The organism is Clostridium carboxidivorans P7 (assembly GCF_001038625.1).
In the GTDB taxonomy this organism is placed as follows: domain Bacteria; phylum Bacillota; class Clostridia; order Clostridiales; family Clostridiaceae; genus Clostridium_AM; species Clostridium_AM carboxidivorans.
Genome location: NZ_CP011803.1, coordinates 1,105,560 through 1,117,978, shown reverse-complemented (window position 1 = coordinate 1,117,978; position 12,419 = coordinate 1,105,560). Strand labels below are relative to the sequence as shown.

Annotated in this window: 11 protein-coding genes and 1 pseudogene; 2 read left to right on the top strand and 10 right to left on the bottom strand. The window is 30.8% G+C overall.

Translation table 11 applies throughout. The annotated features are described in order from the left end of the window. Positions 1-33 precede the first annotated feature (33 nt). From Ccar_RS04820 to Ccar_RS04800, 6 genes and pseudogenes are all read right to left on the bottom strand, one after another. Entirely contained in the window at positions 34-948 is a 915-nt protein-coding gene (locus Ccar_RS04820) for a phosphate ABC transporter substrate-binding protein (protein ID WP_007061384.1), read from the bottom strand. Positions 949-1,212: 264 nt separating this feature from the next. Further along, positions 1,213-1,371 (bottom strand): zinc-ribbon domain-containing protein, encoded by a 159-nt coding sequence (locus Ccar_RS04815; protein WP_007061385.1) that lies wholly within the window; start codon positions 1,369-1,371, stop codon positions 1,213-1,215. Between the two features lie 243 nt (positions 1,372-1,614). After that, positions 1,615-2,646 (bottom strand): CdaR family transcriptional regulator, encoded by a 1,032-nt coding sequence (locus Ccar_RS04810; protein ID WP_007061386.1) that lies wholly within the window; start codon positions 2,644-2,646, stop codon positions 1,615-1,617. Positions 2,647-2,922: 276 nt separating this feature from the next. Further along, positions 2,923-4,065 (bottom strand): glycerate kinase family protein, encoded by a 1,143-nt coding sequence (locus tag Ccar_RS04805; protein ID WP_007061387.1) that lies wholly within the window; start codon positions 4,063-4,065, stop codon positions 2,923-2,925. A 64-nt stretch (positions 4,066-4,129) separates the two neighbouring features. Beyond that, positions 4,130-4,327, bottom strand: a pseudogene (locus tag Ccar_RS26270) (GntP family permease); the annotation flags it as partial. A 325-nt stretch (positions 4,328-4,652) separates the two neighbouring features. Beyond that, the gene (locus tag Ccar_RS04800; protein ID WP_007061388.1) at positions 4,653-5,555 is read right to left on the bottom strand and encodes a sugar phosphate isomerase/epimerase family protein; all 903 of its coding nucleotides are present in this window, start codon (positions 5,553-5,555) and stop codon (positions 4,653-4,655) included. A gap of 56 nt (positions 5,556-5,611) precedes the next feature. On the opposite strand from Ccar_RS04800, the gene Ccar_RS04795 reads away from it, so the two are divergent. Further along, positions 5,612-6,025, top strand: a complete 414-nt coding sequence (locus Ccar_RS04795; RefSeq protein WP_479723270.1) for a transposase — start codon at positions 5,612-5,614, stop codon at positions 6,023-6,025. 34 nt (positions 6,026-6,059) lie between these two features. Here Ccar_RS04795 and Ccar_RS04790 read toward each other — a convergent pair whose 3' ends face one another. After that, positions 6,060-7,022 carry a D-2-hydroxyacid dehydrogenase gene (locus tag Ccar_RS04790; protein ID WP_007061390.1) on the bottom strand — a complete coding sequence of 321 codons (963 nt, stop codon included), beginning with the start codon at positions 7,020-7,022 and terminating at the stop codon, positions 6,060-6,062. A 584-nt stretch (positions 7,023-7,606) separates the two neighbouring features. Here Ccar_RS04790 and Ccar_RS04785 point away from each other — a divergent pair. Further along, positions 7,607-8,758, top strand: a complete 1,152-nt coding sequence (locus Ccar_RS04785) for a Coenzyme F420 hydrogenase/dehydrogenase, beta subunit C-terminal domain (protein ID WP_007061392.1) — start codon at positions 7,607-7,609, stop codon at positions 8,756-8,758. Between the two features lie 66 nt (positions 8,759-8,824). On the opposite strand, the gene Ccar_RS04780 is transcribed toward Ccar_RS04785, so the two are convergent. The 3 genes from Ccar_RS04780 to ilvB all read right to left on the bottom strand — a co-directional run bounded on the left by Ccar_RS04780 (position 8,825) and on the right by ilvB (position 12,414). Beyond that, positions 8,825-9,628, bottom strand: a complete 804-nt coding sequence (locus Ccar_RS04780) for an epoxyqueuosine reductase (RefSeq protein WP_048029938.1) — start codon at positions 9,626-9,628, stop codon at positions 8,825-8,827. A gap of 123 nt (positions 9,629-9,751) precedes the next feature. Then, on the bottom strand, positions 9,752-10,462 hold the full coding sequence (locus tag Ccar_RS04775; RefSeq protein WP_048029936.1) for an AraC family transcriptional regulator: 711 nt from the start codon (positions 10,460-10,462) through the stop codon (positions 9,752-9,754). 290 nt (positions 10,463-10,752) lie between these two features. After that, the gene (ilvB, locus tag Ccar_RS04770) at positions 10,753-12,414 is read right to left on the bottom strand and encodes a biosynthetic-type acetolactate synthase large subunit (RefSeq protein WP_007061396.1); all 1,662 of its coding nucleotides are present in this window, start codon (positions 12,412-12,414) and stop codon (positions 10,753-10,755) included. Between the last annotated feature and the right edge of the window lie 5 nt (positions 12,415-12,419).

Genomic DNA, 12,419 nt, shown 5'->3' with positions numbered 1-12,419 from the left:
TCCTCAGGTAATAATCCCGAGGAGTTTGTCCATTTATTGTTTAGAATTACTTACAGGTACAAATCCTAATTCCTTAACTACTTTTAATCCTTCCTCTGAAGTTACATATTTTATAAAAGCGTTTTCTTCTACATTTAAATCTCCATCTTTTATTATTAGAAGAGGTCTTGCTATTTTATATTTTCCTGATAGTATATTTTCAGATGTTGGAGTCACTCCATCAACATCCATAGAAACTATTTTTCCTTTATTTTGATCTACTATACCTACTGATGCATATCCAATAGCATCTTTATTTTCCATAATTTTTTGACCTAACGCTCCCATGGAAGGTGCTTGTATAGCTTCTTTACTTATTTTTTTACCATTCATTATACTCTTATCAAAAACTTCACCTGCACCACCACCTGCATCTCTTACTACAATTACTATTTTATTGGCAGGTAATGACGGATCTACATCACTCCAAAGCTTTGCTTCTCCTGAAAATATTTTTTGTATTTCTTCCTTAGTTAAACCTTTCTTCTTTTGCAAAATAGAATTTTGTGGATTAACAGATATAGTAAGTGCATCCATACCTATTTTGAATTCTTTATATTTAGTCATTTTAGATTTTTGATCTTTTGGCATTTCCATTGATATCAATCCAAAATTACTTGTTTTCTCAACTGCAGCTTTAACTCCTGTTCCTGAACCTCCAGAAGATACTGTTATTTGTATAGGCTTATCTGGTAAACTGCTGTCAACCTTATTCCAAGTCTTATTTTTTTCCGTAAAGTTGTTTCCTATTTTCGAAATAGTTGGTGCCATTGTAGAAGATCCACTAAACATTATTTTTGTTTCTTTGGAATCTCCGCTATTCTGTGAAGTTTTCTGACTTCCGCATCCTGCAAATGTCATACCCGCAGCTAAAAATAAGCTTAAAAGTACACTTGAACTTTTTTTCATAAGTTAATCCCCCTTAATATGTATATATAATATATTACTTATGATATCATTCTATCATCTAATACAATTATATGCTTTATATATTACTTTTTTTAATAAATATGCTACAATTAATAATAATTTGTTATAACTTACACACATATAAAATTTTGGCTTAATATAAAATATTGCGAAGCTTTGCTTCGCAATATGCTCAAACTATGAAAATTAATCGACTAAAAAAGCTGTAAGAATTACTTCTTACAGCTTTTTTTAAAGATAATATTATCTTTGATATCCTCTTTGTTGTTTTCTAGCTTTTCTGCATTCTGGGCATCTTACTGGTTCATTTTCGAAACCTTTTTCCTTATAGAAAGCCTGTTCTCCTTCTGTGAAAACAAACTCTTTTCCGCAATCTTTACATACTAAAGTCTTATCTGCCATTTTAAACATTTCTCCTCTTTGATTCAGATTAAGATTTAATTATATTAAATCTCTTATTTCATTGGTTAATCATATTTGATTCCAACATGTGTAATTATAGCATAGATATAATTAGTAAGCAATAATTTTTGTATTAATTTTTAAATATTTTTTAATATTTCTAAATCTTAATATAGTTATTTTTAAAAAAATATCCAGCTTTATGAAGCTTCTATGTGAAATTTTTTAATTCAACAGCGAAAATCATCTCCATATTAATCCATATAATAGCTCAAATAGCTCTAAAAAGGTTTTTGGATTTTTACCAGTCAATTTATGAATTCTTTCTAATCTATAATTTAATGTATTTCGATGTATATTAAGTTTATTAGCTACATTATTAATATCACCATTTTCTTCTATATATGCTTGTAAAGTTTCAATAAGTTCTATGTTATTTCCAGATTTATCAAGGTTTGCAAATAAAGAAACCAGCGATTCTTTATTATCATAAGACAAATGAATAAAGAATTTAAACTCTTCATAGTTATATATTTTATATGATGGTTTCATTTTCATTCCAAATTCCATTGCCATTTGGGCATTTTCTAATGAAACAGCAGCAATATCCTGTTGTCCACCTAAACTTATCTTATTTACAACTTTACTATCTTTCAAATTATTTAGTACTGTATTGTATTCATGATCGTTTGTAATAAAAAATACAGTTTTATTGTTTTCCAAATCAAAATAATTAGAATATCCTTGGCATATTCTTTTAAATTCCTTTGAATTTAAATCACCATCCACAACAATAGTCTGGCACTTTTTTGTAATATCAAGGCCATAACTTTTAGCTTTCTCGTAAAACTCTTCATCATACTCATTTTTTCTATGAGCAAGTTCTTGATAAAATTTCTGCATATTCAATCTTTTATTTTGAACTTCTTCATTTGCTTTAGCTTGCTCAATCAAAAGAACTGCCGTTACACGAACCAGCTTGCTGAATCTTCTTACTTCATCTGGATGCCCTGTAATTCCTATTACCCCAATTACTTTATCCTTTAAAATAATAGGTTCATTTACCCCTGGCTTCATTCCTTCTTTATCATCATACACTTCATTAATAGCACAATTCTCTATTGCTTTTCTAGCTCCTTCATGAGCATCACCAACACGTTTAATATCACCACTACCTATAATTATTCCATCTTCATCCATAACATTTATGTTATAAGGAATTACCTCCATCATCTTCTGGACAATTTTTTGTGCTGTAAATTTAGATAATTCCACATTACTCACATCCTTTTAATTCTTATAATCTTCTTTCACAGGAACAATACTTCTTTTAATTGGATTTTTAATTCTAAATTAACTCTTGCAATCATTATATCACCAAATACTTTAATAATTTTGGCAAATTTTCATATCCTTTAGAGCACAATATATTTTTTAGTATCCAATAACTTGAGTTAGAAAAAATCTTTTTTTACTAATATGAGGTTTGACTAAAGCCAAACCTCATACAAAAATTTTAGATTTTATAGAATTTATTCGTACTACCACAACTTATAATAAATTCATTAATCTTATTATGTTTCCAGAAGTTTTTTCAATATTTTCCTGTCCTTTTGTTAGAGCTTCCTCCAATGAAGCTACCCCTCTCATAATACCAAATATTGAATTTATACCCATGTTATATAATACATCTGTACCTTCACCAACTCTTCCTGCTAGTGCAATTACTGGTTTATTATACTTTTTAGCAATTGTTGCTACACCTAAAGGAGTTTTTCCATACTGAGTTTGAAAATCTATACTTCCTTCCCCTGTCCAAACCATGTCTGCATTTTTCACCTTTTCTTCTAAGCCTGAATATTCAATTACCATTTCAATACCTTTCTTCAAAGTACCATTTAAAAATGCCATAAGTCCAGCCCCTAATCCACCTGCTGCTCCAGCTCCTGGTTCATCTAATACATCTTTTCCAAGTTGTTTTTTGATTATATCTGCATAGTGTTTTAGATTGTCATCTAGTATTCCTATCATTTCTTTGGTAGCACCCTTTTGTGGACCATATACATTTGAAGCTCCTCTTTCTCCACAAAGTGGATTGTTAACATCACAAGCTACTTCTATTACAACTTCTTTTAATCTGGAATCAAAATTAGTTAGATCAATGGAATTCAGTTTTCTTAATTCTCCACCGCCAAAGCCTAATTCTTTTCCTTGTTTATCTAGTAATCTTCCACCAAGTGCTTGTACAACTCCTGCTCCACCATCATTTGTAGCACTTCCTCCAATACCTATTAATAATTTTTTCACTCCATGATCTAAACAAGCCTTGATAAGCTGTCCGGTACCATAAGTTGTAGTTATTAAAGGATTTCTTTGTTCTAAAGGTACTAGATGTATTCCGCTAGCATTGGCCATCTCTAATACCCCTATTTCTCCATCTCCTAAAATACCATATTGTGATTCCACTTCATTACCTAGTGGTCCAACTACTTTTAAGGAATATATTTTTCCATTTGTGCCATCTACTAAAGACTGCATAGTTCCTTCACCACCATCAGCCATTGGTACATGTACACAACTAATATTACTATCTACTTTTTTTATTCCTCTTTCCATTGCTTCACAAGCTTCTTTTGCTGTCATACTTTCCTTAAAGGAATCCGGTGCTAATACAATAACTAAATCTTTTTTCATATCTAACTCTCCTACCCTGATTTTATATTTTTTCCATCATTAAAACCATAACTTAAAATTTTCATTATTTTAAGAATCCGTATATGATTGTTGCTACAATAGCCATAGATCCACCAACTATTAATTCATATGGAATTAGTTTCATACGTTTATTAATGCTCATCTTTACAGAATCTGCTGTCGTGTGGAAAAAACTGTCATGTGGTAAGTGATCGATAACTGTTGCTCCTGTATGAACCATTATTGCTGCAAGTGGCAGTATAATTATTGAATCAATTTAAATTGATTGTAAAACCTTTATATTTAACTATAAATGAGCGAAATTCCCAACAAATTTTTCCAGCATGATAACTAAAGAGATATCTTATGCAGCATTAAAAAGCTCTAAAATGGCATCAAGAGACTCTCCTGCTTGAGTTTTATGATAAATGGAAGTTATTTTTTCTGCCTCTAATTGAGTTCTTGCAGTTTTTAAACCCTTACTAAATTTTAAAGTATCTTCAGATTCTTCTAAGAATTTGATTATAGATGATGAATTTTAGCAATCTCTTTGTATAGAACCCTAATAACAAAATCTTTTTAAGCTTTTATTCTTCTACAAGAGCCCAAGCTCTATTGATAACTCTCTTAGTGCTAGCTAAAACAATATCTCCATCCTCGTCACCCCATGGTTTAACTTCTATAGATAGCACATAAGGATTTTTTGCATTAAAGAATCCTTCTTCTTTAAGAACTGTGAAGAAATCTACTAATTCGCCAGTATCATTTGCACTATTTGGATATCCAAACCTTGGGTGTTGATCTCCGTAAGCTTCACATCCTTTTTCTACAACAGCATTTCCAATATGGAAATGAGTAATATATGGTCTTAGTGTTTGTACAACAAATTTCGATGTTTCATAGGTTGTAGGAAAATGAGATAAGTCAACCATTAATCCGAAGTTATTATGTGTTGTTCTCATATTAGCTGCAAATTGTGCTGCATAAGGTGCTGGTCCAATAAGAGAGCACTTGTCCATATCAAAATCAAAGACTTCAAGTTCTACAATCATGCCTTTTGTTGCTGCATAATCACATACTGAACGAGTGGTTTTTAGTAATTGTGCATAAGCTTGGTCTTTAGTATCTTTTTTCCACTTTCCAGATAAGAAGGCAATTCCCTTTGCTCCTAAGTATTCAGCTTCATCAACAGCTTCTATTAATGTTGCTTCTGCAGCTTTTCTACCCTCTTCATTTATATCATTTGGATTTAATCCAGGTCCTAGTAATCTTGGTTGTGCACCATAACAAACTTTTAGATGAGATTGCTCTAGCATTTTTTTCACCTTTGCTCTTATTTCTGGATCTGAAACTTTTGTAATTTCTAATGCTCCAAAATACTCATCACAAGTAATTGTTTTAATCGAATCTAACAAATTATAATTCACCGGCGGATGACTCATCCATTGGATAGTTCCTATTTGAAAATATTTTTGAATTGGATCTTTCATTTATATTTCCTCCCTTAGACAAGATTCATAATTAGTCGCTTGCGGAAAATTTTCATATTAATACCTTTATCCCTAATCCATTTAAGGAACACTACTATTATGATTTAGGAAAAGATAGAGAATATGAACTTTTTTCTGTACTATCAGCACTAATAATCATGCAAATATTTCATATACCTACTACTACCTTATTAACAATTTTTCTTATATTTTCTGATGAATTAAGAGAATTCTGTGGCTTTTATAAATATGTACCTGATGAATCTTTTTTTAGTAGGTTTAAAACTACTTTTGAAAGTGATCTTGCTAATTTATTTGATTTAATGGTTCTTAAAGTTATTGATATTTGTGAAAAAATCAATATCGCTCTTCCAGATGATTCACCTATGAAAAACCTTAATTCTAAACTTATATATAATACTTCTGGCTTAAAATCAAGAGTTAAAGAAAATTCCAATCCTTTTCTTTAGCTCTATTTTTTATTCTAAATAGTAATTAAATTATTTACTTATTTACTATGTTTATAGCTTCACCATTGATAAAGTGTTTTAAATTATCTATTGCAATATTGAGTAATCTCTCACGGGATTCTTTTGGTGCCCATGCAATATGAGGACTAATGATTATGTTCTTCGCAGATAATAATGGATTATCCATTTTTATTGGTTCTGTAGACACTACATCAACTGCAGCTCCACCAACTTTTCCACTATTTAAAGCATCGCTTAAATCTTCCTCTACTATTAATGGTCCTCTAGAATCATTAATGATTAACACTCCATCCTTCATCTTAGCAATGTTATCCTTGTTAATAATTCCTTGTGTTTCAGGGAATAAAGGACAGTGTAAAGAAATTACATCTGAATTCTTAAGTAAATCATCAAGATTTTCTGCATATCTACAAGTGTCTGTTACTAAATCGGGGTTACGATGACCACCATGAGCTATTACTTTCATTCCCAATGCTTGAGCAATATAACCTGTAGCTTGGCCTATACGACCAAATCCAATGATTCCCATAGTCTTTCCTGCAAGCTCAATTAGTGGGTAGTTCCAAAAACACCAATCTGCATTGTTTGCCCAATCACCATTTTTAACAGCGTCTGAATGGCTTCCAATATGATGACAAAGCTCTAGCAAAAGTGCAATTGCAAACTGCGAAACAGCATCTGTCCCATAAGTAGGAATATTTGTTACTGGAATGCCTTTTACTTTAGCAGCTTCTGTGTCTACAATATTGTATCCAGTAGCTAGTACACCTATAAACCTAATATTTGTGCAAGCCTCTAAAGTTGCTTTAGTTACTGGTGTTTTATTTGTAAATACTATTTCAGCGTCACCAATTCTCTCAACGATTTTATCTTCTGGTGTACGATCATAAACTATTAATTCACCCAGTTTTTTTAGCTCTGCATAAGATAAATCTCCCGGATTCAAAGTATATCCATCTAAAATAACTATTTTCAATTTAGCATCTCTCCTTTATTTATTTTTATCAGAAGTAAGCAATATTTTCATTCAATAGGACTAATTGATAACGATACAATACCCAGCATTTCTTTAGCAAAGCTTGGTTTTTCCTTAACAGTTGTTGCAGCAGTTTCTGATATATCTGTTTCTTTAATAGTGCCTCCTCAACTCCACCTATAATAGCTCAGCCCAAAAGAGTATATACAGGATTTACCTTTCTAAAAATTAATATTATTGCAATAGCTAGTCCAATTATTGCTCCACTCCAATGAATAATTGCCATTCTATTTTCTCCTTATTGAATCATTTTAATATATTTATTAATGACTTAATATTGATTATTTAACGATTTTTTTTGTTTATTTGCACAATAGAAGCCACTTCATTAATTGATTTAAAAATTTATTACATAACTATAAACATTCAAATTTAAAATCTTAATTTTACTATATTAAGTAAAATTTAATTATGTTGTATATCTATAATATAAAAAAGTTTCTACTATTATTATGTAATGAATTTTTTCACTCTAAGTATTATAATAAAACTATAAATTGTGAAATTGAGGATGGTAAAAATAAATGATTAATGATGATAACCATATTAATAGCAAATTACCTGCTATTAATATAATTGGCTTGAAAAAATGTACAAGCTGTTTTGGATGTGTTAATGCTTGTAAATTTAATGCAATTGAAATTAAAATTTCCGAGGAAGGATTTTACAAACCAGAAATTATAGAAGATAAATGTGTTAATTGCGGTCTTTGCTCTAAAAATTGTCCTGTTATAAGCTTTGAGTCAAATAATTTTACAAAAGAAGAAATAAAAACTTATGCTGCCTTTTCTACAAATGATACTACAAGACTTGCAAGCTCTTCTGGTGGAATTTTTACTGAAATTGCAGAAAGCTTCATTGAAGAAGGTGGTGTTGTATTTGGTGCTGCCTGGGGAGAAAATTTAACTGTAAAACATATATGTGTAGATAACAAAGAGAATCTTTCAAAGCTTAGAAGTTCAAAATATATTCAAAGCAATTTAGATAATATTTATTCAACAATTGTAGACTTAGTTGAAAATCAAGGCAGAAAAGTGTTATTTACAGGTACCCCTTGCCAAGTAGCTGCATTAAAAACTTTTACTAAAAGTGAAAATTTATTTACAGCAGATGTGCTTTGTCATGGGGTTCCTTCTAAAATCATATTTGATGAATACATAAATTCCATTGCTAAAGGACATAAAGTAAATTTATATACCTTTAGAGATAAAAGTAATGGATGGTCAAAATATAAAGTAAAAATGAACATAGACAAAGCAAAACCTTATGAATGCATTACAAGACAGGACCCATTTTTCCATGGTTTCATATGTGATCTTTATTTAAACTTATCTTGCTACAACTGCAAATTTGCAGCTGTTCCACGTACTGGTGACATAACTATGGGTGATTTCTGGAAAATATCAGAAGATTTAATGGATGAGCGTGGAATTTCTGTAGTACTTGGAAATAATATTAAAGGTCTTTCACTTTTACATGAACTTGAAAGACAAAATAAAATTAAGCTTTTCAATAAGGATTTGAAGGATGCAATAAAAGGAAATCCCCGTATTCATGATGGTTTCTTAAATATGCGTAAAAAAAGATCTGAAATTTTATCTAAAGTAAAAGAAGAAGGCTTCCAGTACATTTATGAAAATTACATAAAGAATACTGATAGATATACACCTGATTAAATATAAAGTATATTTAAAATACAAGGTAGCTGATAAATAAGTAGCTACCTTGTATAGTTATACATTTTATATTATTCTATTGAAGGCACATGGTGTATTTACTACACATTTTCCACATACTTCACTACCCACACTGTTTGGCTGTTCTCCTGATTCATTAGTATAGGAACTTCCAAACTGTGTATATATTTCTGCATTTTTTCTAGCTACAGCATAACACTTTTGTCTATCATATCCATTTAAAGTTAAAGCACCTGCTGGACAATTCTTTACACATACACCACAGCTTCCATTTTTTTTATATAAACAATATTCTTCTTTCAAGGGCACATCTGGCTCAATATCAAGATTTGTTACAATGGTGCTATATCTCCCGCAGCATCCAATCTTGGTTATCAACATATTATTGATACCAAAAGTTCCCATACCCGCTGCTTTTGCAAAATGTCGGTGAGACCAATTGCTTTTTAATGCTTTTTGGTCAAAGGTAGCAGCTTCAGGTGAAACATCTGCCTTATATCCCATTTTTCTTAATGACTTTATTATATATTCATTAAGTTTGTTAAACATTGCATTGGTTTCTTCATAGGCTAATGCCCATTCAGGCGACGATATATCACCAGTGACTTTATTAGTATTTGCTAATTCCTCGGTAAATGGCACAAAATACGCTATTACAATTGATGCATCGGGAAGCACTTCAGTAGGCAATCCATGAGTTGCTGTAATTAGTTCCTTCAACTTTAAAATATAGGGATGTTTTGCATCTGCAAAGCCTACCAAAGGCTCACCCCATTTCGTTGAAATATCTATTTTCTGTTGGTAGTCCATAACAAAGTCACGTATCTTAGCAGTGATTTTTTCTTTCACAAAAAAGCACATCCTTTCTTCTTATTAAGGAATATTTTCAAGTAGTCATTTAAAATGTTACCTATATATTATTATATCTCTTAAATTAGACAAGTCTTTGCTAAAATACAGTTACTTTTTAGTCTATTTTTTGATTTTTTTTCTAAACTCTGAAGGTGATATTTTTTCTATGTGCTTAAATACTTTAGTAAATGATGAATTGTGTTCGTAACCTACCATTTGAGAAATTTGTAAAATTGTTAAGTTTGTATTTAGAAGAAATTCTTTTGCCTTTTTTACTCTTAGATTTTGTACATACTCAATTGGGGAAACATTCATATTATTTTTAAACCATTCACTATAATAACTAACATTATAATGCTCTATATCTGATAATTTCTTTAAATCTATATTTTCAGTAAAATTTTCATTTATATATTTTATAGAATTAGGAAAGTTTTCCATAGTAATTAAATTATAAAAGTAGAGGAATAGATTATTTATGGAGCTAGAGCTTTTGTTATTATCAGTTTCGCTTAATAATAAATATCGTATAGCTTTCCATTTTTCATTAAATAAAAAATCTTTTCCACCACGCATTTTTTTCATATCATACTCATTGAGCATTTTATCAGGTATATCTAAAACCAAGAATTCATTACTATTATAAGCATTAAAAGTATGTTCACAATCTGGAGGAAGAAAGAATAAAGAATCATCTTTTAACTTTAATCTCTTATAAGTAGTTTCTATAGAAAGCATACCAAGAAGTGGTAAAATTAATTGCCCATATTCATGAGTATGTGTACTAATTTTAGAATTATATATTCTACGTTCACATTTTATACTATCCAAAAGTATTCCTTCTTTCTTTATATACTATAAATTGCAAATTAACATACTAACCTTATTATAGCATAAATTTAGTATTCTCTATCTTAGTATATACCTCAATTTGTTGAATAAAGTTCTCTATAATATAAAAATAAAAGGTTTAGTACTAAAGTTAATTTTACTTTTAGTACTAAACCCTATTTCTGTGCAGCCCCAAAATTGCACAAAATTAATCTTTTAAAAATCTTAATTTGACATATAGCCCTTATTTTTAAATAGCAAAGTCCAAATATCAAATATTGAAAATACCTTTATCCAATACTTTCGCTTATAGCTGCTCCTGGAGGTACTATTGGAAATACCTTTTCATCTCTATTTATAGCACACTCTATTAATACTGGTTTGTTCATACTCAATGCCTTTTTAAGTACATCCTCTACTTGTGAATCTTCAGTTATTTTAAATGCTTCTATATCATAAGCAGCTGCAAGCTTCACAAAATCTACATCAGGCCCCAATTTTGTATTGCAAAATCTTCCTTGATAAAATAAATCCTGCCACTGATGTACCATACCTAAAGCTTGATTATTAAGTACTAATTGAATCATAGGTACTTGATATTTTGCTACAGTTGCTAATTCTGTAGAATTCATTTTAAAACTTCCATCACCTGCTACATTTATAACTTTTTTATCTGGATTGCCTATAGCTGCCCCAATTGCTGCACCCAGACCAAAGCCCATAGTTCCAAGTCCACCAGAAGATACAAAAGTTCTTGGTTTTAAATATTTAAAATATTGTGCAGCCCATATTTGATTCTGCCCCACTTCTGTAGTTATGATACAATCTCCTTTTGTAAGTTCATAAAGTTTTTCTATTATAAACTTTGGACTTAAGCTTCCAACTGGGCCATTCACAGGTTTTATCTCTTTCCATTTGCTGATTTGAGAAAGCCATTCTTCATGTCTTTGTTTTTCAAGCTTCTCATTTAGTAAAGTTAAAACTTCTTTTGTATCACCTTTTAATGCTAAATTTATGTCTACATTTTTTCCAAATTCTTTAGGGTCAATATCAATATGAATTATTTTTGCATTAGGTGCAAAAGCTTCTACTTTGCTTATTACACGATCACTAAAACGAGCACCTACTGCAATTAAAAGGTCACATTTAGTTACTGCATAATTTGAACAATGACTTCCATGCATACCTAGCATACCCATATAGTTTTCATGATCTCCTGGGAAAGCCCCCATTCCCATAAGTGAACATGATACAGGTGCATCTATGTTTTCTGAAAATTCCCTCAATTCTACATTTGCTCCTGATATTATAACTCCTCCACCAGCGTATATTACAGGTTTTTGGCTGTTTTTAATCATATCCAATGCTTTATTTATAGCATTTTCATCTATCTGTTCTTTTTCTGTATCTAAAGCCCCCTGGTTATTTACAACACATTCATATTCTATTTCAGCCACCTGAATATCTTTAGGTAAATCTACAACTACCGGACCTGGACGTCCGCTGCTTGCTACTTTAAAAGCTCTTCTTATTGTATCTGTAAGTTTATTTGGATCTTTAACTATATAATTTTCTTTTGTTATAGGTACTGTAATTTCAGTAATATCTACTTCTTGAAAGGAATCCTTTCCCAAAAGACTCTGAGGTACCTGTCCTGTAAACACTACCAAAGGCACTGAATCCCTGTAAGCTGTAGCAATACCTGTAACTGCGTTTGTAGCTCCAGGCCCAGAGGTTGTGATTACAACCCCTATTTTACCTGTAGATCTTGCATAACCATCTGCTGCATGTGTTGCCCCTTGTTCATGCGCAGTTAGTATGTGAGTTAACCCTTCTGTAGAATACAGGGCATCATAAATTGGTAGAACTGCACCACCTGGATAACCAAATATTGTGTCTATACCCTGTTCTTTTATACATTCCAATAATACCTGTGCACCCTTTAACTTCATAATGA